This window comes from Pantoea sp. NPDC088449 (genome assembly GCF_044753225.1).
In the GTDB taxonomy this organism is placed as follows: Bacteria; Pseudomonadota; Gammaproteobacteria; order Enterobacterales; family Enterobacteriaceae; genus Pantoea; species Pantoea floridensis.
This window is the reverse complement of sequence record NZ_JBIVMT010000001.1, coordinates 2191167-2213461: the sequence shown is the minus strand read 5'-3', so window position 1 is coordinate 2213461 and position 22295 is coordinate 2191167. Positions and strand designations below refer to the sequence as shown.

The following is a 22295-nucleotide window of genomic DNA, read 5'->3' as shown; positions in this document are numbered from 1 at the left end:
TCACGCCATTCTGGCGAATTATTTAAAAAACTGAGGCAAGTCTTATGGTACCTGTGGTCGCGCTGGTTGGGCGTCCCAATGTGGGAAAATCTACGCTATTTAACCGTTTAACACGCACACGTGATGCGCTGGTAGCGGATTTTCCTGGACTGACTCGCGATCGCAAATATGGTCGCGCCGAAGTGGAAGGGCGCGAATTCATTGTTATTGATACCGGCGGTATTGATGGCACCGAGGAAGGCGTTGAAAACCGCATGGCGGAACAGTCACTGCTGGCGATTGAAGAAGCCGATGTGGTGCTGTTTATGGTTGATGCGCGCGCGGGCGTCATGCCGGCGGATCAGCAAATCGCCAATCATCTGCGTGCACGCGAGAAAGCGACCTTTGTCGTCGCCAACAAAACGGATGGAATTGATCCTGAAGCGGCAGTGCTGGATTTCTATGCGCTGGGCTTAGGTGAAATTCACCCGATTGCAGCGTCGCATGGCCGCGGCGTGAATAGCCTGCTGGAAACCGCCTTGCTGCCGTGGATGGACGAAATCGTTCCAGAAGTGGAACTCACGGAAGAAGAAGAGAACGCCGCCTATTGGGCCGCATTAGAAGAAGATGGCGAGAAGGCGCTGGAGGAAGAGGAAGAAGAAGATTTCGACCCAACTACACTGCCGATCAAACTGGCTATCGTTGGTCGTCCAAACGTAGGTAAGTCAACGCTCACCAACCGTATTCTTGGTGAGGATCGCGTTGTGGTCTACGACATGCCGGGCACCACGCGCGACAGCATCTACATTCCGATGGAACGTGACGAGCGCGAGTATATTCTGATTGATACGGCTGGCGTCCGTAAGCGCGGTAAAATTACCGAGACGGTAGAAAAATTCTCTGTCATCAAAACGCTGCAAGCAATTGAAGACGCTAACGTGGTGATGCTGGTGATTGATGCGCGTGCCGGAATTTCCGATCAGGATCTGTCGCTGCTTGGCTTCATCCTGAATAGTGGGCGCTCACTGGTGATTGTGGTCAACAAGTGGGACGGCATGACGCAGGAAGCGCGAGATGAAGTCAAAGAGCAGCTGGACTTCCGTCTGGGCTTTATCGATTTTGCGCGCATCCACTTTATTTCAGCTCTCCACGGCAGCGGCGTGGGTAACCTGTTCGAATCCGTGACCGAAGCCTACGACTGCTCCACCAAGCGTGTGGGCACGGCAATGTTGACGCGTATCATGACCATGGCAGCCGACGATCATCAGCCACCGCTGGTGCGAGGCCGCCGCGTGAAGCTGAAATATGCGCACGCCGGTGGTTATAACCCGCCAATCGTGGTGATCCACGGTAACCAGGTGAAGGATCTCGCGGATTCTTATAAGCGTTACCTGATGAACTACTTCCGTCGTTCACTCAACGTGATGGGCACGCCAATTCGCATTCAGTTCAAAGAAGGCGATAACCCGTACGCGGGCAAACGCAACCTGTTGACGCCAACGCAGCAGCGTAAACGTCAGCGTTTGATGTCGCATCTGAAGAAAAACAAGCGTTAAAATGAGAAGGGCCCAGCAGGGCCCTTTTTTTATGCAGGTGCGTATGAATGCGCACCCTGCGAAAACCGAGCGCTTTAAACGTAGGGGCGCCATTTATGGCGACCAACCGCCAAATGCAGAGGATGATCTATGAATTCTCCATGCCCAATCTGCCAGCAGCCGCTGACTCACGATGAAACCGGATTTAACTGCTCCAGCTGTGAACGTCATTTCGAACACATCGCCTTATGTCCTGATTGCCATCAACCCTTACAGGTGCTGAAAGCCTGCGGCGCCGTGGACTATTTTTGTCAGCATGGCGACGGTTTAATCTCGAAAAAACGCGTGGAGTTTGTGCCTGATCTGCCTGCCTCCTAAGAAATGTCATTCTACGCTGGTCTATTTATTAATAGGTTACGACCCGGTTTGTAGCAAAAATGCTATTAACCAGTAACTACCGCGTTATGGATGTTCACTTTTTAATGTACCAGGTGGTACAATCCTGCCGCCTTGGGGCGAGAATCACTCTCATCTGCGTTGTGTCCTCGCTCACAAGCGACGAATCACGGGCCTTGCTCCCGTACCAATAGATATAAAATAAAGCGTAAAGGTATGTTCTTGTCTCCCGCCTCGGCAGGAGCCAATACCGGCTGCCACAGGCTTACCGGCACCAGCGCGTTATTTTTTCAGGAGAGTTTTTGTTATGGCAGAAAATTCCGCTCGTCCCGGCAAAGGGCTGAGCATCTGGTCTGTACTGTTAGGCCTGGTCCTGGTTGCAATCGGCTTGTTCTTCGCTATCGGCGGTGGCAAGTTGGTGGCGCTGGGCGGCAGCTGGTACTTCCTCATCGCCGGTATCGTGATGCTGCTGTCGGCCGTCCAGTTCTTCCGTCGCAAATCATCCGCCGTCACGCTGTTTATTCTGGTGTTTGCCGGTACGTTGATTTGGTCACTGTTTGATGCTGGTTGGCATTTCTGGCCGCTGGTATCACGTCTGATGGTTCCGGCTGGCTTGATGCTGCTGGCATTCATCACCTGGCCAGCCCTGCGTAAGCGTGAAGGCAAAAACTCCCTGGCGAAAGTCTCCTATGTACTGTCCGCGGTTATCGCGGTTGGCATGGTGGTGACTTTCGTGCAGATGTTCCAGCCGCATCCTACCGTGGCGTTTGATGGCAAAGAGCTGCCGCTGATTCCGGTGGATAAATCGAAACCGCAGCAGGACTGGAGCAGCTACGGCCGTACGCCGGGTGGCGACCGTTTCGCAGCCATCGATCAGATTACCCGCGATAATGTGAAAGATCTGCAGGTTGCCTGGACGTTCCATACGGGCGATACGCCGATCAGCCCAACGGGCAACGGTGCGGAAGATCAGCAAACTCCGCTGCAGATTGGCAACACGCTGTATCTTTGCACTCCACACAACAACGTGATTGCGGTAGCCGCTGATAGCGGTAAGCAAATTTGGAAACGTGAAATCAACGCGCAGGCTGAAGTGTGGAACCGCTGCCGTGGTTTAGCCTACTTCGATGCGACTAAACCCTTGCAGCAGCCAAGCCAGCCGGGTTCAACGCCGGTCACGGCCGCCGTGCTGCCCGCAGGCGATACCTGCCAGCGTCGTATTCTGATGAATACCATTGATGCGCGCCTGATTGCTATCAACGCCGACAACGGTGAGCTGTGTGACAGCTTTGGTACGCACGGTGTGGTTGATTTGAAAATCGGTCTGGGTAACGCGCCCGATCCGCAATATCAGCTGACGTCGCCTCCTGCGATGGCCGGAACCACGGTAGTGGTGGGTGGTCGCGTCGCGGATAATGTCCAAACTGACATGCCTGGCGGCGTGCTGCGTGGTTTTGACGTGATCACTGGCCAGATGCGTTGGGCGTTTGACCCAGGCAACGACGATCCTAATGCGGTCCTGATGCCGGGCAAAGATTACACCCGCAGCACACCAAACTCGTGGGCGCCGATGTCTTACGATCCGGCGATGAACACCGTGTTCCTGCCGATGGGTAGTTCGTCAGTGGATCTGTGGGGTGCGAACCGCACCAAACTGGATCACACTTACGGCGCATCCATCCTGGCGCTGGATGCAACCACCGGTAAGCAGAAGTGGGTTTATCAGACCGTACATAACGATCTGTGGGATTTCGACCTGCCAATGCAGCCGAGCCTGGTCGACTTCCCTATGAAGGATGGCACCAATAAGCCAGCCGTGGTCATCGGTGCCAAAACCGGCATGATTTGGGTGCTGGATCGCCTGACCGGCAAGCCTTTAACGAAAGTTGAAGAGCAACCGATGCCGCAGGGCCATATCCCGAACGAGCAGTACACCAAAACCCAGCCGCACTCAGTGGAGATGCCGGGCATTGGTAACCAGAAGCTGACCGAGTCTGACATGTGGGGCGCAACGCCGTTCGACCAGCTGGTGTGCCGTATTGCCTTTAAAGGCATGCGTTACGATGGGCTGTTCACCGTGCCGGATACCGATAAATCCCTCAGCTTCCCTGGTTCCCTGGGCGGTATGAACTGGGGCGGTATTTCGTTTGATCCGAACAATCAGTACATGTTCGTCAACGATATGCGTTTGGGCCTGTGGGTACAGATGATCCCGCAGGACACCAGCAAAACGGCTGCCAGCAACGGTGGTGAAGCGATCAACACCGGTATGGGTGCGGTTCCGCTGAAAGGCACGCCTTACGCGGTGAATAAAAACCGCTTTATGTCTCCGCTGGGTATTCCTTGCCAGGCACCGCCGTTCGGTACACTGTCGGCGATTGACATGAAAACGCGCCAAATCGTTTGGCAGGTGCCAGTTGGTACCGTAGAAGATACCGGTCCGTTCGGCATCAAAATGCGCGCGAAAATGCCAATTGGTATGCCGACATTAGGCGGCACGCTGGCCACGCAGGGCGGCCTGGTATTTATTGCCGGTACGCAGGATTACTATCTGCGCGCTTTCGATAGCTCAACCGGTAAAGAAGTGTGGAAAGCACGTCTGCCAGTGGGCAGCCAGGGCGGTCCAATCAGCTATGTTTCGCCAAAAACCGGCAAACAGTACATCCTGATCTCCGCAGGTGGCGCACGTCAATCGCCAGACCGTGGTGATTACGTGATTGCTTACGCGTTGCCAGACAGCAAATAAGTTCCACTATGAGAAAGGCCGACATCATGATGTCGGCCTTTTTTTTACCATCCTTAGCGCACTTTATCCCTCAAGGTACCTTATTCACTGCTGCTTAGAAGGGCGGCGGCTTTTTTGACCTCCTTTTCTTCCAGCTTCCCTGGCTCTTTCAGGATCGTTTCTGAAATTACCCCCGCTGACTTTGCCGCCAGCGCTACCTGCTTCCCTGGCGCGCTCCGGGTCCTCTGCAAAGTTCCCGGCACCACCTCGTTGCTTTTTTTGTGTCATAGCAGAGACCTCATCTAAGGGTGTTTTCTTCGACGTGGACTAGCTAGCCACATAATGAGTATAGTCAATAAGTTATGTCTTTCCTTGAGAGATATCTTATAACTTATTCGCCGTCGCGCCACAGCGATTGCAGCTCGGGTGGCGCCAGCTGCTCGGGAATTAACATCACTAATGTTCTGGCCTCACGGTGGGTGGCATAGGTGATTTGAATGCGATAGTAACGCTGGTCTCCGTGCCCCAGATTGGCAGCCTGATCCTCTGGTTCGCCGAGCGGCATGGCCTGTTCCAATACCTGGCAGACGCGCTGCTTTTGCGGTTCAGGCAATTCTGACAACGCAAAGCGCCGCTCACCGCGCAACTTGGGAATAAAGGCGATACCGCCTTCACGTGCCAGCTCGATGATGGCGTCGTCGGTCAGTTGGATGTCCACGTTACGCCCACCTGCTGCCAGGCGGATTGAATTTTTTCCGCCACTGATTGATTAAACTGTTGATTGGCGTGCTGCACGGTAAAGCGCGCAAAGGTGCTGAAATCAGCATCCTGCGGCAGGGTTTTATCGCACAATGTGTCGTACCAGGCCTGCCCGGCGATTTCCCACGCAAAGCCACCCAGCGCTTTTGCCGCCAGATAAAATGCCCGATTGGGAATACCGGAATTCAAATGCACGCCACCGTTGTCGTCGCGCGTTTCGATGTAGTGTTGCATATCGGCCGGCTGCGGATCTTTGCCTAACACCGGGTCGTCATAAGCGGTGCCAGGTGACGACATCGAGCGTAGCCCGCGACCATTAACGCCCTGTGCCAGCAATCCTTCGCCGATAATCCAGTCAGCTTGATCGGCGCTCTGCTTGAGATGGAACTGCTTCACCAGCGAGCCAAACACATCCGACATTGATTCATTCAGGGCGCCAGCCTGCTGGAAGTAAATCAGTCCGGCTTCGGTTTCCGTTACGCCGTGCGTAAGCTCGTGGGCCACCACATCCAGTGCGATGGTGAAGCGATTAAATATCTGGCCATCACCGTCGCCAAATACCATCTGTTGACCGTTCCAAAAGGCGTTCTGGTACTCCTTACCGTAATGCACGGTGCCATCAAGCTTCAGGCCTTTATTGTCCAGTGAATTGCGTTGGTAGGTTTGCCAGAAGAAATCGTAGGTAATGCCAAGATAATCCCAGGCTTCCTGGGCAGCGACATCACCGTTTTCCGGCTGACCCTCTGCGCGGATTAACGTACCCGGTAGATTTTGCGTGCCTTCGGCGTCGTAAATCGCGCGCTGTACGATGCCTGGTTTGGCAGTGGCGACGCTGGGGGCTTGATGGTTATGTTCACCCATCAGTTGTTGCACGTGCGTTAGAGTGCGGCGCGCGTAGTCTTGCTGCGCACCGGTGCAGTTATCAATGATATTGCGCAGCATGTAGGGAGGAATAACGCTAAAAGGCATACTAACTCCTGATCATAAATGAATATGTCAAAAGTATAGTTTTTAACCTATCAACGCGCTTTACGGCTGCGGGATTTCTGCGGTTCCAGCGCGGTAACCTGGCTTTCCACCCAGCCATCATCCAGCCGGGTGCGTAGGAGATCGCCTTTACTCAGCTGCTGGGTTTTCTTCACCACCTGACCTTGCGTGTCAGTGGTGACGCTGAAGCCTCGCGCCAGCGTCGCCAAAGGGCTCACGCCTTCCAGCTGCGCGGCCAGGTTGCCAAAGCGCTGACGATTATGATTGAGCTGTTTTTCCATGCCCTGCTGTAAACGATAGTGCCACTGCTGCAGCTGCTGCTGAGCGCGCAAAATACGTCCCTGCGGCTGCTGTGCGTTCAGGCGTTGCAGCAGGCGGTCCTGCTGACGATTCGCCACACGCATGCGCTGGTCCATTGCTTCGCCCAGACGGCGCTGCAGCTGAAACAGCGCGGTTTGCTGGCGAGCCAGACGCAGCTGCGGATGCTGCTGCTGTAAGCGATGCTGGATACGGGTGAAGCGGCGCTGCTGCTGTGCCAGATAGAAATCCATCGCCATCTCCATACGCTGCTGCTGCGATTGCAAACGGCGTAAGAGCTCCAGCTGGTTCCGGCTCACCAGTTCTGCCGCCGCAGAAGGCGTTGGCGCGCGTAAATCTGCAACGAAGTCGGCGATGGTGACATCGGTTTCGTGCCCGACGGCGCTGACGATGGGCAGGCGACTGGCAAAAATCGCCCGCGCCACGCGTTCGTCATTGAAGCTCCACAAATCTTCCAGTGAACCGCCGCCACGTCCCACAATCAGCACATCACACTCATCACGCTGGTTGGCCAGCTCAATGGCGCGCACAATCCCGGCCGGCGCATCCACGCCTTGCACCGCCGTGGGATAGATGATGACGGGCAAGGAGGGATCGCGACGATGCAGCACGCGCAGCACATCGTGCAGCGCCGCTCCGGTGGCGGAGGTAATCACGCCCACCTGACGGGCTGGATCCGGCAGCGGCTGTTTGAACTGTTGATCAAATAAACCTTCTGCCGCCAAACGCGCCTTCAGCTGTTCGAACTGCTGTTGCAGCAAGCCTTCGCCTGCCGGATGCATGCTTTCGATAATCAGCTGATAGTCACCACGCGGTTCATACAGCGTAATGCTGGCGCGCACTAAAACTTGCTGGCCGTGTTGAGGACGGAAAGTGACGCGACGATTGCTGTTGCGGAACATCGCGCAGCGCACTTGCGCACCATCATCCTTCAATGTGAAGTACCAGTGGCCGGAAGCGGGCTGGGTAAAATTTGAAATCTCAGCGCTGAGCCACACCAGGCCCATCTCATTTTCCAGCAGTTGACGCACCGTGGTGTTCAGGCGGCTGACAGTAAAAATATTGGCGGTTGGCGGTAGCGACATGTGATGTAGATCAAATTTTAAATCAGAGGGTTAATCAACTGATACTACATTGCTCACCCTGAGGATCAAGACTTTTTCTGAAAAAACACTGGAGGCAATCGGTTTCGGCCTGTATAATGCCGCGGCAATATTTTATCTGTTTTAATCGCCCCCAGGTGGAGATATTGCAATGTTAAGAATCGCGAAAGAAGCCCTCACATTTGACGACGTTCTGCTCGTTCCCGCTCACTCCACTGTTTTACCCAACACCGCTGATCTCAGCACGCAACTGACAAAAAACATTCGTCTGAACATCCCAATGCTCTCGGCGGCAATGGACACCGTAACTGAAGCGGGTCTGGCTATTGCGCTGGCGCAGGAAGGGGGATTGGGCTTTATCCACAAAAATATGTCAATTGAGCGCCAGGCGGATGAAGTTCGCAAGGTGAAAAAACACGAAAGCGGCGTGGTAACCGATCCACAAACCGTATTGCCGACCACCGCGCTGGCGGCGGTTAAAGAGCTGACCGAGCGTAACGGTTTTGCTGGTTATCCCGTGGTGAACACCGACAACGAACTGGTGGGCATCATCACCGGTCGTGACGTGCGTTTTGTGACTGACCTGACCTTGCCGGTTTCTGCAGTGATGACGCCGAAAGAGCGCTTAGTGACGGTGAAAGAGGGTGAAGCACGTGAAGTCGTGTTGCACAAAATGCACGAAAAGCGTGTTGAGAAGGCGCTGGTTGTTGATGACAGCTTCCACCTGCTGGGCATGATTACCGTTAAAGATTTCCAGAAAGCCGAACGTAAACCTAACGCCTGTAAAGATGCGGAAGGCCGTCTGCGCGTCGGTGCAGCGGTTGGCGCAGGCGCGGGCAACGAAGAGCGTGTTGATGCGCTGGTGGCTGCCGGTGTTGACGTGCTGCTGATTGACTCTTCACACGGCCACTCAGAAGGCGTATTGCAGCGTATTCGTGAAACCCGCGCAAAATATCCAAACCTCGAAATCATCGGCGGCAACGTAGCGACCGGCGCAGGCGCATTGGCGCTGGCGGAAGCCGGCGTGAGCGCGGTGAAAGTGGGTATCGGCCCGGGCTCAATCTGTACCACGCGTATCGTCACTGGCGTTGGCGTGCCACAAATCACAGCCGTTTCTGACGCGGTTGCCGCGCTGGAAGGCACCGGTATTCCGGTGATTGCAGATGGCGGTATCCGCTTCTCTGGCGATATCGCTAAAGCGATCGCAGCCGGTGCAGCAGCCGTTATGGTGGGCTCAATGCTGGCCGGTACCGAAGAATCCCCGGGCGAAATCGAGCTTTATCAAGGCCGCTCGTTCAAATCTTATCGCGGCATGGGTTCACTGGGCGCAATGTCAAAAGGTTCCTCAGATCGTTACTTCCAGAGCGATAACGCGGCAGACAAACTGGTACCAGAAGGTATCGAAGGGCGCGTTGCCTACAAAGGCCGCCTGAAAGAGATCGTGCACCAGCAAATGGGCGGCCTGCGCTCTTGCATGGGTCTGACCGGCTGCGGCACCATTGACGACCTGCGCACCAAGGCAGAGTTCGTACGTATCAGCGGCGCGGGCATCAACGAAAGCCACGTGCATGACGTGACCATCACCAAAGAGTCACCAAACTACCGCATGGGTTCATAATCCCGTAAAATTTAGCGCCCGGCACCAGCCGGGCGCTTTTATTATTAAGTCCATCCCAATGGAAACGCCTCAATGACGACTGAAAATATTCATAAACATCGTATTTTGATCCTCGATTTTGGTTCTCAGTACACGCAACTGGTTGCGCGCCGCGTGCGCGAGCTGGGCGTCTACTGCGAGCTCTGGGCGTGGGATGTCACCGAAGAGCAAATTCGCCAGTTCAACCCAAACGGCATCATTCTTTCTGGCGGTCCGGAAAGCACCACCGAGCAGAACAGCCCGCGTGCGCCGGAATATGTGTTCAACGCTGGCGTTCCAGTGCTGGGTGTTTGCTATGGCATGCAGACCATGGCGATGCAGTTGGGCGGCAAGGTTGAAGGCTCCAACGAGCGTGAATTTGGTTATGCGCAGGTAGAAGTGCTGACCCAGAGCGCGCTGGTGCGTGACATTGAAGATGCGATTAGCGCGGCAGGTAAACCGCTGCTGGACGTGTGGATGAGCCATGGCGATAAAGTTACCGCTATTCCCGCCGGTTTCGAAACCGTTGCCAGCACCGAAACTTGTCCGTTTGCCATCATGGCGAATGAAGAGAAGAAATTCTACGGCGTGCAGTTCCACCCGGAAGTGACGCACACGCGTCAGGGCTTGCGTATGCTGGAGCGTTTCATTCGTGACATCTGCGGCTGTGAAGCGCTGTGGACGCCAGCCAAAATCATCGAAGATGCGGTTGAGCGTATTCGTCAGCAGGTGGGTAACGATAAAGTGATCCTTGGCCTGTCAGGCGGCGTTGACTCTTCGGTGACCGCGATGCTGCTGCACCGCGCCATCGGCGATCGTCTGACCTGCGTGTTCGTGGACAACGGTCTGCTGCGTCTGAATGAAGCTGAGCAGGTTCTGGAGATGTTTGGCGACCACTTTGGTTTGAACATCGTACACGTTGCGGCTGAGGCGCGTTTCCTTGATGCGCTGGCTGGCGAGAACGATCCGGAAGCCAAACGTAAAATCATCGGCCGTGTCTTCGTTGAAGTTTTCGACGAGCAAGCGCTGCGTCTGGAAGACGTGAAATGGCTGGCGCAGGGCACCATCTATCCTGACGTGATTGAATCTGCCGCTTCAGCGACCGGCAAAGCGCACGTGATCAAGTCGCACCACAACGTGGGCGGTCTGCCGAAAGAGATGAAGATGGGGCTGGTTGAGCCGCTGAAAGAGCTGTTCAAAGACGAAGTGCGCAAAATTGGTCTGGAACTCGGCCTGCCGTACGACATGCTGTATCGCCACCCGTTCCCGGGCCCAGGTTTAGGCGTACGCGTGTTGGGCGAAGTGAAGAAAGAGTATTGCGATCTGCTGCGCCGTGCCGATGCTATCTTCATTGAAGAGCTGCACAAAGCCGATCTGTACAACAAGGTCAGCCAGGCCTTCACCGTGTTCCTGCCGGTACGTTCTGTGGGCGTGATGGGCGACGGTCGTAAATATGATTGGGTGGTATCCCTGCGCGCAGTGGAGACCATCGACTTCATGACCGCGCACTGGGCGCACCTGCCGTACGATTTCCTCGGCCGCGTCTCCAACCGCATAATCAACGAAGTGAACGGCATCTCCCGCGTGGTTTATGATATTTCGGGTAAACCACCTGCGACGATTGAATGGGAATAAATCCGACTCTGAGTCATGCGTAAAAACGAAGCCCGCTTAACTGCGGGCTTTTTTATATTTGTATTTTGGTTAGTAATAGGGCGTTCATTCAATAAAGTTCAATCGCATAGTTCGTGAATACAAACTCGCCCCTTTCGTTGCACTATAGCGCGTGATTATTACTCATCAGGATGCCGTCGATGTTGCCTTTCAAAGCCGTACTGATCTCTTTTCTATGCATCATCTTGCTCTCATTAGGCGCCAGTCTGGCGCAGGCAACGCGTGGTGGTGAGTTAACGTCGGAACGCGGCGGCTGGGCGTCCGCCCGACGCGATTCTGCCGGTATCGCACCCGATCCCCAGCGTTACGCATCCGAAGCTATCGTACAGGTCTATGCCGCGCCTACGTATGGCTGGAAGGGCGCAGTGGCGGTGCATCCGTGGATTATCTTCAAGCGCGCCGGGGAGACCCACTACAATCGCTATGAAGTCATCAGCTGGGGCAGCGGCGATAAAGTGCGGCGTAACAGTAATCTGCCGGATGGCTATTGGTACGGTGCCAAGCCACGTCTGCTGGTAGATCATCGCGGCAGCGCGGCACAGGCGATGATTCCGCAGATCGAAGCGGCGATTAAATCGTATCCATGGCCAACTACCTATCACGCCTGGCCGGGGCCCAACAGCAATACCTTTATGGCGCATATTGGCCGTGAAGTGCCCGCGCTGAAACTAGATCTGCCAGCCAATGCGCTCGGCAAGGATTATCGCTCACTGTTGAATCCGGTGGGGTTACCGCCTTCAGGACGCGGCGTACAGCTCTCTGTACTCGGTGTGCTTGGCGTAACGGTGGGAGCGGAAGAGGGATTAGAGGTGAATGTGCTGGGTCTGAATATGGGACTGGATTTCACCCCATTCAGGCTGCGTCTGCCGTTTATCGGCGGTATCGGTCAAAATAACGTGCAGCGCGACAATCCGTAAAAGCGGCCCCGAAATGGGGCCGCTCTTTTAGCAGACGCCGAAATCGCCATCTTCGTGATACAGATTCACGGTATCGGCTTTGAGTTCAATTTCTCGCTTAATGTGATCGTCAACGCGTGCGCACCACAGCATATCGCCTTCCACGCGCAGCACCTGCATCTTTGGGCCACCGGTCTTCGACTGTACAAAATCATCTACCTTAAACATGCTTTTTCTCCATCAGGTCAGTGATATTTACAGAGTTTATATGTACTTCACTGGCTGTGCGCTTGATTTTGTGCCTTAGTGATGCAGCAAAAACACCGTCGCCAGACCGAGGAAAATAAAGAACCCGCCGGTGTCGGTGATTGCCGTAATCAGTACGCTGGAGCCAACGGCAGGATCGCGTTTCATCTTAGTCATGATTAACGGAATCAGCACGCCCATCAGCGCGGCCAGCAGCAGATTGAGCACCATCGCCAGCATCATCACGCCGCCCAATTGCAGATTGTCGTACATCAGCCAGGTGACGCCGCCCATAATACCGCCCCAGAACAGGCCATTAATTAGCGCCACGCCGAGTTCACGCATAATCAGAAACGAGAAGTTACCCGGTTCCACCTGGTGCAGCGCTAGCGCACGCACAATCATGGTGATGGTTTGATTGCCGGTATTGCCGCCGATGCCCGCAACGATCGGCATCAGTGCGGCCAAGGCCACCAGCTGTGAAATCGTCGCTTCAAACAGGCCAATCACGCGGGACGCAACAAACGCGGTGCACAGGTTTACCGCCAGCCAGGCCCACCGTTTACCAACCGCTTTACGCACCGGCGCAAACACATCTTCGCCCTGGCTGATACCGCCCATTTTACGAATGTTGCTTTCATTCTCTTCATTGACCAAATCAACCACGTCTTCGATGGTGATACGACCAATAAGCTTGCCTTGCGCATCGGTAACGGCGGCGGAGATCAGGTTATAACGTTCGAACGCACTGGCAGCGTCTTCGGCTTTATCGTTGAGCTGGAAGGTAGTGGGATGTGAGTTCATCACCTCGGCAACTAACATCTTTGGTTTGTTCAGCAGAATATCGGTGAGGGTTAACTCACCCAGCAGTTGGTTTTGTTCATCAGTAATGAAGATCTTATCTGTGCCGTCCGGCATCTTTTTGCCTTTACGCAGATAGCGCTGCACCGTGGCCAGAGTGACGTCCGATCGCACCGTCAGGATGTTGAAATCCATGATCTGGCCAACGCGATCGCGATCCAGCTCTATCACGCTCAGCAGACGCGCACGCAAACTCGGTTCCAGCGTAGTAAGCAGACGGCCGGTTAAATCACGCGGCAAATAGCGCGCCAGATATACCTGATCGTCGATATCCAGCGGCTCAATGGCATGCAGAATATCGCGATCAGACATTTCTTCCGTCAGGCTGGCCCAAACGGTTTCCGAAGCTTCAACCAGCACGCGGCCGCGCTGTTCTGTGGGAACTAAGCGCCATAGCGCCTGACGTTCCTCTTCAGGTAAGGCTTCAAGGATATCGGCTAAATCCGCAGCGTGCAGCTGCTGAAGTTCATCTTCTAGCTGCTGGCGCCAATCGGTGATGTTGCGCAGCTCGGCAGCATTAAGATCGACGGATTTATCCAGCAGCACATCGACTAGATCATGCTCATTAAGCAGCAGAGTAAGAATATGGTGACGGGTTTCAGCTAATTTTTGCGAATGCACAGCAGACATAACGCGTTCCTTGTGTCTGTAAAGTCAGCTCACAGTGTAGCGCGTTGCGGGTAACAGAGCGTAAAAAGCAGCATTGTCTCAAAGAACAATGTCGAGAAGCGATCGGCACCCGCAGCGAATTTAACGGGAATCGCTGGTGCTTAGCGTGACCGGCTCAGGAATGGCTTTCTTTTGCTGATGATGCTCAATGGCACCGGGAATGATGAAAAGCAGGCGGCCAATCAAAATAAAGAAGCTGATCAGCAAAATAATGCGGCTCATGGTGCTGGTTTTGGGACGTCTTCGTGGAGATATAGCGCTATTCACGCGGGGTGGTTCCTGTAATTACCCATCAGGGCGGAGGCAACATTTAGTCATACCTTCATCGCTAAATCAATCGCTGTGTGAAAAATGAGCAAGAAAGGGGCAAAGTGTTGATCGAAGTCAGACAAAAAAACGGCCGCGCGCGGCGGCCGTTGTATCAGTAGCTGGCTTTCTGCGCCAGCAAGGTGGCAAAACGGGTTTTAATGCGATTACCGTTTTCATCACGCCGATGCAGTTCACCAACATCTTCGTTGTACTTCACGATGTGCCAGTTACGGTAGTAATGGCTCAGTTCGCCGGATTTAAAGGCGAACGGAAAGTTCTGCGTATTAGGATAATCATCGGTGTTCATCGCCACCACAATCAGGTTGTAGCCGTACTTGCGCGTGCTGGCCTGCATATCGGCAATCAGCTGTGGGATGGTGGACGGCTGCAGGAACATCATCACCACAGTCGAAAGTACAAACTGATAGTCACCGTTAAACCGTACGCTATTGAGGTCGCACAATTCGGTGTGAATATTCTGCAGATTCTCTTCAGCGATGATGCTGTTCAGGCGATCGAGGCTCGTCGGATTGCTGTCCCAGGCCGTGACTTCAAAGCCATGCTGATTGAGGAAAAGGCTATTTCGGCCCTGGCCACAGCCTAAATCCAGCGCTTTCCCCACTTCAAGGTGGGGAAGGGCCGCCAGGACTTCAGAATGCGTCGGCGTCAGACCGTACTTTTCAGCGAAATAGTTATCGGGGCGTGTTGTCATGGTGATACGACGGGCCAGCAGCCCGTTTTACTCCTCTTCCAGCATCAGTTTCCAACCGGTGACATCATTCCAGTAGGCTTGCTCACGCTCCAGATCCAGCTGCACCAGCGTGTTCTGGCTCATGAAGCCCGCCGGGAAGGTGAGCGTCCAATGACCATCGTCCGTGCTCAATTTGAGCGAATCCGGTTTGGTGGTTGCCTGGCGCTGGTTATTCAGCAGCGTGCCGAGGCGCAGCAGGAAGACCATCGGTAGAAACTGTTTCTTTTTAAACAAGGTGAAGCGTGGCATCTCATCCTGCTTCACCGCTTTGCGATGGAAGCGTACCAGCGTGGCCAGCAGCATCTGTTGATCCTGATTAAAACCCGGCATATTTGAGTTTTGCAGGATATAGGCCGAATGGCGCTGCATGCCGCTGTGATTGATGGTTAGTCCCACTTCATGCAATAGCGCCGCCCATTTCAGCAGCGCTGACAGCTGCGGATTAGCATGCTTCGGATTCTGTTCCTGCCACTGCAGATAGAGCTGCTCGGTGGTTTCCAGCACGCGACGCGCCTGGTCGCTATCAATCGCATAGTGATTTGCCAGGCTCTGCGCAGTGCGACTACGAATATCCTGATGGCGGAAACGTCCTTCCATCTCATACAGCACGCCTTCGCGCAACGCGCCATCAGAGAGACGCAGCTCGCGAATCGCTAACGCATCAAACACGCCACACAAAATTGCTAAGCCCGGCACGAACACCGCTTTACGCTCTTCCGATAATCCCGGCAGGCTCAGGGCGTTAAAAGATTTATGCTTCAGCACTTCGCTGGTGAGCAGCTCCAGCGTTTCCGGGGTAATCAGCTTCTCTTTTTCGCCCATCGCCAGCAGCACTTCACAGGCGGCTTTAATCGAGCCCGACGCGCCCAGCGCGTATTGCCAGCCATGCAGACGATATTGCCACGCCATGGTTTCCAGCTTCTGCGCAGCGGACAGGCGCGCACGGCGGAAGTTCTCCGCTGAGATTTCTCCTTTTGGGAAATAGAGATTGGCGAAGCTGACGCAGCCCATGCGGCGGCTTTCCACCAGCTGTGGCTCAAAATCTTCACCAATGACCAGTTCCGTTGAGCCGCCGCCGATATCAATCACCAGCTTGCGGCCTTTTTCCGGCTGCGTATGCTCCACGCCCATGAAAATCAGACGTGCTTCTTCATTGCCGGAAATGACCTCGATAGGGTAGGGGATCACTTCGGCAGCGCGCTGCAAGAACTCTTCTGCATTGCTGGCGATACGTAGCGTGTGCGTGCCGACGATGGTGACGTTGGCCGGGCTGAAGCCCTGCAAACGTTCAGCGAACAACGCCAGACAGCTCAGCCCGCGTTCAATCGCCTCTTCGCTTAGGCGATTTTGTGCATCCAGCCCATCGGCCAGATGTACGCGTTGTTTCAGGCGGCCCAGCACTTGCAAAGCGCCATCCACCACGCGGGCAATGACCATATGGAAGCTGTTCGAGCCGAGGTCGATTGCCGCGAACTCCTGAGGTTTCGGCGTACTTTTATGTGAGATTGGCATAGGCGTTATTCGGGTTGTTCCAGTTTCTTGATGTAGTCGTAAATGGCCAGCTGCGAGCGGACTTTTTTACGGTTGCCACGCGGCACATAACGGTTACTCAGCTCTTTATCGACGATGCGGGCTTTCACCGTATCGCTAAACAGAATGGCAATGATGTCCAGTATGCGCTGCTTCACGCGTGGATCAAGAATCGCCACAGCCACTTCAATGCGGTGATCAATGTTACGCGTCATCCAGTCCGCGGAAGAGAGGAACACCTTTTTCTCGCCGCCATTCTCAAAAATATAGACGCGGTCGTGCTCGAGATAGCGGTCAACAATACTGGTAATACGAATATTTTCACTAATGCCCGGTAAATCCGGAATCAGGGAACACATGCCGCGCACCAGCAGATTCACTTTTACACCCGCTGATGATGCTGCATATAGCCGATCAACCAAACCATTATCTACCAGGTTATTGATTTTCAGCGTAATGCCCGAAGGATTCCCCTGCTGCGCATTGGCGATTTCCGCGTCAATCAGCTTATACAGCACGTCACGCGAGTTCTGCGGCGACACCAGCAGGTGCTCGAAGGTGACCGGGCGATACGGGTTTTCAATAAAGTTAAATACGCGACGTACTTCATTGGTAATGCGCGCATCGGCGGTCAGCAATGAATAGTCAGTATAAATGCGTGCGGTTTTTTCGTTGAAATTCCCGGTGCCGATATGCGCGTAACGCACCACCTCTTCCCCTTCGCGGCGTGATATCAGGAACAGTTTGGCGTGAATTTTCAGACCTGGCGCAGAGAAAATGACGTGCACGCCGGCTTCGGTGAGGCGTTTTGCCCAGCGAATATTGGCTTCTTCATCGAAGCGCGCCTGCAGTTCAACCACCACCGTCACTTTCTTGCCGTTGTAGGCGGCGTGAATCATCGCATCCATGATGCGCGAGTTCTTCGCCACGCGGTAAATGTTGATCTTAATGGCCAGCACGTTCGGGTCGAACGAAGCCTGGCGCAGCAGCTCCAGCACGTGCTCAAAGGTGTGATACGGATAATAGAGCAGCACATCGCGATTGCGGATGGCATCGAAGCCGTTGCGGAAGCCATCGAAGCCAATGTGGCGAATCTGCGGCAGTGGGCGGTTTTCCAGATTACTTTTACCGACGTTCGGGAAGCCGATGAAATCTTTGAAGTTATGATAACGGCCGCCGGGCACAATCGAATCATAGTTTGAAATCGACAGCTTATGGCGCAGCATTTCTACCATCGCATCCGGCATATCGCGCTGATAAACGAAGCGCACTGGCTCGGCATTAAGACGCTGCTTCAGGCTCGATGACATCAGCTCCAGCAGGCTAGATTCCATCTCCGTCACTAGATCGTACTCGGCATCGCGCGTCATCTTCATTGAATAGGCATTCAGCGTATCGTAATCGAAGAAGCCTTTAAAAATTTCATCCAGGCAATAGCGCAGAATGTTATCCAGCAGAATCATCGGTTTGCGACGGCGTGGCGATTCAGCCGGCAAGTTAATAAAGCGCGGCACTTTATCCGACGGGATCTCCAGCAGCGCATAACGCACATCGTCGCCGCGAATGATCTCGACCGCCAGATAAGTGTAATCGTCTTTCAGGAATTCGATCAGGTCGGTGTCATGGTTGATCAGAATTGGCGTAACGTGCTGGCGTAATTGATGTTTGAAGTAGTAGCGCAGCCACTCTTGCTGATTCGGTGACAGCTGGCGTTCGTTGATCAGGAAGATCTGATTACGCGCCATCTCCAGTAGCAGATCGTTGTAGAGTGCATCAAACTCTTGATCCGATTTCTGCACGCGCAGCTGAATTTTTTTTAATAAATGACGCAGGGAAGTGGGCTTGCCTTGCTCTTCACTGATCAAAATTCGCCGCTTGAGATCGGCAAAGCGAACTTTGTAGAACTCTTCAAGGTTATTGGAATAGATTCCCAGGAAGCGCATCCGCTCAATCAGCGGATTACTTTTGTCCGAGGCTTCCTGCAATACGCGTTCATTAAAGCTTAACCAGCTTAATTCTTTTTCTATATACAGCTTATCCTGACCCATTCTGACTCCGAGATGCTGATGCTGGACGGAATGTCCGGCGGAAAAAGCGCAAAAATGCGGTACCGCTCAGTGTCCGTCACCATTATGGCGAGAGTATGGCAGGCTTGTCCAACGTCAAAGGTTGTCTTATCAATCAGCTACGGGCAACATAGCGACTTGTTTCCACCGGTAACCTGGCCTGCATGAGCATAAATCGTATTCCTGTCCACTTTAGCGACCGTCGTCGACGCGCCACTGATACTTTTGTGCGCCGCGTAGTCACTGCCTGTGGCGTGGGAATTTTGCTGTTGATGCTGCTGCTGTTCTTTTGGTTGATCTGGGTGGTAGTGCCGTTGTTCAGCGCACCGGGCATGCACGCCACCACCAACATCCAGCTCTGGGATAAAGCCCCGACGCTGGCGATGGGCAGCGATGGCCATCTGGGCTGGCGCATTAGCCGCAACGAAGCACGTTTTATTCCGCTCGATGGCCAGCCGGCCGGACCGGCGCTGGCGCTTAATGGCACGCCTAATGCGGCGGTCACCAGCAGCGATAACCGCAGCGTGCTGCTCAATATGCAGGGCGAACTGCTGTTAATGCAACCGGTTATCAACAACGACAGCGGCGAATGGCGTTTCCCACTTGGCGATCGGCCGCTGCATCTCCCTCAGGGGCCGGTCAGCAACATGGCGTTGACGTCGCTCAGCGATAATCGCTGGCTTATCGCCGCGCAAACCGCCGCGGGCATCACTCTGTTAACGCTGGAAAATCAAAAACCAGTACAACAGATTCTTTTGCCGCAGCAGCAGGCTGAGCATCTGCTGCTATCGCCAGATGGCACGCTGCTGTACGCCAGCAGCGGACGTTTGCTGCGCGTTTGGCAAATCACCGCGCAGGCTGCGCAGCTGCGCGAAACCCAAACCCTTAATCTGCCGCCGCAGAGCCTGCATATGCTGGCGGGCGGTCGTAGCTTGCTGATTCAGGATGCGCGTGGCGTGCAACAATGGTTTGCGATTGCGGGTGATAAAGGGCCGCGCCTGCAGGCGATTCATACTTTCAACGGCAGCCAGAATGCGCTCGGCGTTGCGCCTGAAGCGCAGCGTCGTGTCTTTGCCACTTATGACGCACAGGGCAACATTCAGCTGTTCGCCAGCAAGCAGCTGGGCGCGATATTAACGCGTCAGCTGGCACCGGGCATTCAGGCGCTGGCGTTCTCGCCGCGTGGTGATGGCTTAATCATTGAGCGAGCCGGGCAATGGCAACAGTTTGCGCTGGATAATCCGTGGCCAGACTTCACCTGGCGCAACCTATGGCAAAAGATCTGGTATGAAAACTATCCGCAGCCCGACTGGGTATGGCAATCCACGGCGGCGGGAGATAGCTATCAGGCCAAGTTCAGCCTGATGCCGCTGGTGCTGGGCACGCTGAAAGCCGCCAGCCTGGCGCTGCTGTTTGCTACGCCGCTGGCGTTGGCCGCGGCAATGTATACCGCGTGGTTCATGTCGCCCGCTTTACGCCGTTGGGTGAAACCTGGCATTGAAATGATGGGGGCACTGCCGAGCGTGGTGATTGGTTTAATCGCCGGCGTCTGGCTGGCGCCGCATATCAGCACCGCGCTGGTCGGCGTTTTGCTGCTGCCGCTGGTACTCGCCGCCACGTTATTATTATGCGGCGTGCTCAGTCCGCGTTTGCCTGCAAGTTGGCGACGTCCGGGTTTTGAAGTGATTCTGCTGCTGCCGGTGCTGTTCGTCATGACGTTACTCACGCTGTGGCTGCCAACGCTGTTTTGGCCGGAAATGGGTGAACGCTTAGCGCATTACGAACAGCGCAACCTGCTGGTAGCCGCGCTGGCGATGGGTTTTGCGCTGGTGCCGCTAATATTCACCTTATCTGAAGATGCGTTATTCAGCGTACCGGGTGCGCTGGGGCAGGGTTCGCTGGCGCTGGGCGCCACGCCGTGGCAAACCCTGACGCGCGTCGTGCTGCCGGGCGCCTCGGCGGGTATCTTTGCCGCCTTAATGATTGGTTTTGGCCGAGCCGTCGGCGAGACGATGATTGTGCTGATGGCCACCGGTAATACGCCAGTGAGCGAAGGTGGCCTGTTTACTGGCCTGCGTGCGCTCTCCGCCAATATCGCCATTGAAATGCCCGAAGCGGCGGCCGGCAGCGCGCATTACCGCATTCTTTTCCTCAGTGCCTTGCTTCTGCTGATCTTCACTTTAGTGATCAACACCATTGCCGAATTGATTCGTCAGCGCCTGCGCCAACGTTACAGCCAGCATGAGGGCCAGGGATGAAAGCGATGCAACAGAACGATCGCTGGCGCTGGCTGACGGCCGGCGCTGTCGCGGTATGTCTACTGGCGTTTACCTTGCTGATTGGTCTGCTGGGTTGGCAGGGCGTACGCGCCTTCTGGCCACAACCAGTCGATCAATATCAGTTCCAGCCGCCGGAAGGCAGCGCGGTGATGGTGCTGGGTGAAACGCTGCAAAAACAGCAGCAGGGCGCGCAGTGGCGTTACGTGGTGAAAACCGGCAACCGCGATTTTGCTGCGCCGGATTTTCGCGTGCTGTATAGCCAGGGCGCAGCGAAAACCCGTCGACCTGCTGATGTGATAGTGCTGCAGCGTCGTAATGGCGGCAATGCGTACGGCTGGCTGGTGGAGCTGCGTCAGGATAATGAAGTGATGACCGCACGCAGCCGCGATGCCTTGCTGCATCAGCGTTTGCAGCAGGTGCATGAGCAACTGCGGCAGGCGAGCCAAATTCGCCGCATTGATATGGCGCGTCTTAACGCGCAGCTGGAGAGCCTGCAACAGCAGGCCGATGAGCAGCAGCGTAACGGCACTTTCAACCTCGAAGTGCAGTCCGAGTTTGATGCTAATCGCACGGCGTTACAGCGCCGCTTTAACGCGCTGGCCCAGCAGTTAACGCATCTGCAGCAGGAAAGTCAGCGCGATACGCTGGTGCTGCGTGATGTGCAGGGCGTTGATCATACCCTTCCGCTGGCGCAGGTTGTTGATGCGTGGTACCCGAATGCCATGACATTAACCAACAAAATGCTGCACTTTTTCAGTCAGATTTGGCAATTTGTCAGCGATTCACCGACCTCCGGCGGCGGCGAAAGTGGCGCGTTTCCGGCGATCTTCGGTACCGTGCTGATGGTGCTGCTGATGTCGATAATTGTGATGCCGCTTGGCGTTATTGCCGCGCTTTGGTTGCATGAGTATGCCGGGCGCAACGCATTGACGCGCCTGGTGCGCATCGCGGTGGTTAACCTGGCGGGCGTGCCATCCATTGTTTACGGCGTGTTTGGTCTCGGCTTCTTTGTCTGGCTAATCGGCGGCACGATTGATCAGCTGTTCTTCGCCAGCGCGTTACCTAATCCCACCTTCGGCACGCCAGGTTTACTGTGGGCCGCGCTAACGCTGGCGCTGCTGACGCTGCCAGTGGTTATCGTCGCGACCGAAGAAGGATTGTCGCGTATTCCGGATAATCTGCGTCAGGGATCGCTGGCGCTGGGCGCAACCCAGGCGGAAACGCTGTGGCGCGTGGTGCTGCCGCTGGCGGTACCGGCAATGCTGACTGGCCTGATTCTGGCCGTGGCGCGCGCAGCCGGAGAAACCGCGCCGCTGATGCTGGTAGGCGTGGTGAAAATGGTGCCAGAGCTGCCGGTGGATGCGGTATTCCCCTATCTGCACCTCGATCGCAAATTCATGCACCTCGGTTTTCAGATCTACGATTTGGCGTTCCAAAGCCCAAATATTGACGCTGATCGACCGCTGGTTTACGCCACTGCATTGCTGCTGGTGGTGATCATTCTGTCGCTCAATCTGCTGGCCATGGCGCTGCGTCATCGGCTGCGTGAGCGTTACCGGCTCATGACGCACTAAAA

The 22295-nt window shown here is 55.0% G+C and carries 18 protein-coding genes; 8 read left to right on the top strand and 10 right to left on the bottom strand.

Annotated features, from left to right (window positions below; all coding sequences use genetic code 11):
* Positions 1-44 precede the first annotated feature (44 nt).
* The 3 genes from der to ACIP6T_RS10560 all read left to right on the top strand — a co-directional run bounded on the left by der (position 45) and on the right by ACIP6T_RS10560 (position 4656).
* Positions 45-1535 carry a ribosome biogenesis GTPase Der gene (der, locus tag ACIP6T_RS10570; protein ID WP_400456807.1) on the top strand — a complete coding sequence of 497 codons (1491 nt, stop codon included), beginning with the start codon at positions 45-47 and terminating at the stop codon, positions 1533-1535.
* 129 nt (positions 1536-1664) lie between these two features.
* Positions 1665-1892 (top strand): zinc ribbon domain-containing protein, encoded by a 228-nt coding sequence (locus ACIP6T_RS10565; protein WP_097096433.1) that lies wholly within the window; start codon positions 1665-1667, stop codon positions 1890-1892.
* Positions 1893-2217: 325 nt separating this feature from the next.
* Positions 2218-4656, top strand: coding sequence for a glucose/quinate/shikimate family membrane-bound PQQ-dependent dehydrogenase (locus tag ACIP6T_RS10560; protein ID WP_097096434.1), 2439 nt, complete (start codon positions 2218-2220; stop codon positions 4654-4656).
* Positions 4657-4740: 84 nt separating this feature from the next.
* Here ACIP6T_RS10560 and ACIP6T_RS10555 read toward each other — a convergent pair whose 3' ends face one another.
* From ACIP6T_RS10555 to xseA, 4 genes are all read right to left on the bottom strand, one after another.
* Positions 4741-4923 (bottom strand): general stress protein, encoded by a 183-nt coding sequence (locus tag ACIP6T_RS10555; protein WP_045814915.1) that lies wholly within the window; start codon positions 4921-4923, stop codon positions 4741-4743.
* Positions 4924-5026: 103 nt separating this feature from the next.
* Positions 5027-5353 carry a protealysin inhibitor emfourin gene (locus tag ACIP6T_RS10550; RefSeq protein WP_097096435.1) on the bottom strand — a complete coding sequence of 109 codons (327 nt, stop codon included), beginning with the start codon at positions 5351-5353 and terminating at the stop codon, positions 5027-5029.
* Positions 5338-6363: a M4 family metallopeptidase gene (locus tag ACIP6T_RS10545; RefSeq protein WP_400456803.1), complete on the bottom strand. Its 1026-nt coding sequence runs from the start codon at positions 6361-6363 to the stop codon at positions 5338-5340. Before ACIP6T_RS10545 ends, ACIP6T_RS10550 begins: the two co-directional genes overlap by 16 nt.
* Before the next feature lie 50 nt (positions 6364-6413).
* Complete coding sequence (gene xseA / locus ACIP6T_RS10540) at positions 6414-7784, bottom strand: exodeoxyribonuclease VII large subunit (protein ID WP_097096437.1); 1371 nt, start codon at positions 7782-7784, stop codon at positions 6414-6416.
* Positions 7785-7953: 169 nt separating this feature from the next.
* Here xseA and guaB point away from each other — a divergent pair, with 169 nt between their 5' ends.
* The 3 genes from guaB to ACIP6T_RS10525 all read left to right on the top strand — a co-directional run bounded on the left by guaB (position 7954) and on the right by ACIP6T_RS10525 (position 12029).
* A complete protein-coding gene (guaB, locus tag ACIP6T_RS10535) occupies positions 7954-9420 on the top strand; it encodes an IMP dehydrogenase (RefSeq protein WP_097096438.1) in 1467 nt (488 codons plus the stop codon).
* A gap of 72 nt (positions 9421-9492) precedes the next feature.
* The gene (gene guaA / locus ACIP6T_RS10530) at positions 9493-11073 is read left to right on the top strand and encodes a glutamine-hydrolyzing GMP synthase (RefSeq protein ID WP_097096439.1); all 1581 of its coding nucleotides are present in this window, start codon (positions 9493-9495) and stop codon (positions 11071-11073) included.
* Between the two features lie 179 nt (positions 11074-11252).
* Complete coding sequence (locus ACIP6T_RS10525) at positions 11253-12029, top strand: DUF3750 domain-containing protein (RefSeq protein ID WP_400456800.1); 777 nt, start codon at positions 11253-11255, stop codon at positions 12027-12029.
* Positions 12030-12056: 27 nt separating this feature from the next.
* Here the strand turns inward: ACIP6T_RS10525 and ACIP6T_RS10520 are convergent, their stop codons facing one another.
* From ACIP6T_RS10520 to ppk1, 6 genes are all read right to left on the bottom strand, one after another.
* Positions 12057-12236, bottom strand: a complete 180-nt coding sequence (locus tag ACIP6T_RS10520) for a DUF2158 domain-containing protein (RefSeq protein WP_097096441.1) — start codon at positions 12234-12236, stop codon at positions 12057-12059.
* A gap of 75 nt (positions 12237-12311) precedes the next feature.
* Positions 12312-13745 (bottom strand): magnesium transporter, encoded by a 1434-nt coding sequence (mgtE, locus tag ACIP6T_RS10515; protein WP_400456798.1) that lies wholly within the window; start codon positions 13743-13745, stop codon positions 12312-12314.
* Between the two features lie 120 nt (positions 13746-13865).
* Complete coding sequence (locus ACIP6T_RS10510; protein ID WP_097096443.1) at positions 13866-14051, bottom strand: YfgG family protein; 186 nt, start codon at positions 14049-14051, stop codon at positions 13866-13868.
* A 154-nt stretch (positions 14052-14205) separates the two neighbouring features.
* Complete coding sequence (gene tehB / locus ACIP6T_RS10505) at positions 14206-14805, bottom strand: tellurite resistance methyltransferase TehB (protein WP_400456795.1); 600 nt, start codon at positions 14803-14805, stop codon at positions 14206-14208.
* Between the two features lie 27 nt (positions 14806-14832).
* Entirely contained in the window at positions 14833-16356 is a 1524-nt protein-coding gene (ppx, locus tag ACIP6T_RS10500; RefSeq protein ID WP_097096445.1) for an exopolyphosphatase, read from the bottom strand.
* Positions 16357-16361: 5 nt separating this feature from the next.
* Positions 16362-18422, bottom strand: coding sequence for a polyphosphate kinase 1 (gene ppk1 / locus ACIP6T_RS10495; RefSeq protein WP_097096446.1), 2061 nt, complete (start codon positions 18420-18422; stop codon positions 16362-16364).
* Between the two features lie 182 nt (positions 18423-18604).
* On the opposite strand from ppk1, the gene ACIP6T_RS10490 reads away from it, so the two are divergent.
* A complete protein-coding gene (locus ACIP6T_RS10490; RefSeq protein WP_097096447.1) occupies positions 18605-20698 on the top strand; it encodes an ABC transporter permease subunit in 2094 nt (697 codons plus the stop codon).
* Positions 20695-22293: a phosphate ABC transporter permease PstA gene (pstA, locus tag ACIP6T_RS10485; RefSeq protein ID WP_400456792.1), complete on the top strand. Its 1599-nt coding sequence runs from the start codon at positions 20695-20697 to the stop codon at positions 22291-22293. Before ACIP6T_RS10490 ends, pstA begins: the two co-directional genes overlap by 4 nt.
* Positions 22294-22295: the final 2 nt, after the last annotated feature.

Bases quoted from the DNA above. Each gene is read 5' to 3' on its own strand.
- der (WP_400456807.1), top strand. From the start codon at position 45: ATGGTACCTGTGGTCGCGCTGGTTGGGCGTCCCAATGTGGGAAAATCT.
- ACIP6T_RS10565 (WP_097096433.1), top strand. From the start codon at position 1,665: ATGAATTCTCCATGCCCAATCTGCCAGCAGCCGCTGACTCACGATGAA.
- ACIP6T_RS10560 (WP_097096434.1), top strand. From the start codon at position 2,218: ATGGCAGAAAATTCCGCTCGTCCCGGCAAAGGGCTGAGCATCTGGTCT.
- ACIP6T_RS10555 (WP_045814915.1), bottom strand. From the start codon at position 4,923: ATGACACAAAAAAAGCAACGAGGTGGTGCCGGGAACTTTGCAGAGGAC.
- ACIP6T_RS10545 (WP_400456803.1), bottom strand. From the start codon at position 6,363: ATGCCTTTTAGCGTTATTCCTCCCTACATGCTGCGCAATATCATTGAT.
- xseA (WP_097096437.1), bottom strand. From the start codon at position 7,784: ATGTCGCTACCGCCAACCGCCAATATTTTTACTGTCAGCCGCCTGAAC.
- guaB (WP_097096438.1), top strand. From the start codon at position 7,954: ATGTTAAGAATCGCGAAAGAAGCCCTCACATTTGACGACGTTCTGCTC.
- guaA (WP_097096439.1), top strand. From the start codon at position 9,493: ATGACGACTGAAAATATTCATAAACATCGTATTTTGATCCTCGATTTT.
- ACIP6T_RS10525 (WP_400456800.1), top strand. From the start codon at position 11,253: ATGTTGCCTTTCAAAGCCGTACTGATCTCTTTTCTATGCATCATCTTG.
- ACIP6T_RS10520 (WP_097096441.1), bottom strand. From the start codon at position 12,236: ATGTTTAAGGTAGATGATTTTGTACAGTCGAAGACCGGTGGCCCAAAG.
- mgtE (WP_400456798.1), bottom strand. From the start codon at position 13,745: ATGTCTGCTGTGCATTCGCAAAAATTAGCTGAAACCCGTCACCATATT.
- tehB (WP_400456795.1), bottom strand. From the start codon at position 14,805: ATGACAACACGCCCCGATAACTATTTCGCTGAAAAGTACGGTCTGACG.
- ppx (WP_097096445.1), bottom strand. From the start codon at position 16,356: ATGCCAATCTCACATAAAAGTACGCCGAAACCTCAGGAGTTCGCGGCA.
- ppk1 (WP_097096446.1), bottom strand. From the start codon at position 18,422: ATGGGTCAGGATAAGCTGTATATAGAAAAAGAATTAAGCTGGTTAAGC.
- ACIP6T_RS10490 (WP_097096447.1), top strand. From the start codon at position 18,605: ATGAGCATAAATCGTATTCCTGTCCACTTTAGCGACCGTCGTCGACGC.
- pstA (WP_400456792.1), top strand. From the start codon at position 20,695: ATGAAAGCGATGCAACAGAACGATCGCTGGCGCTGGCTGACGGCCGGC.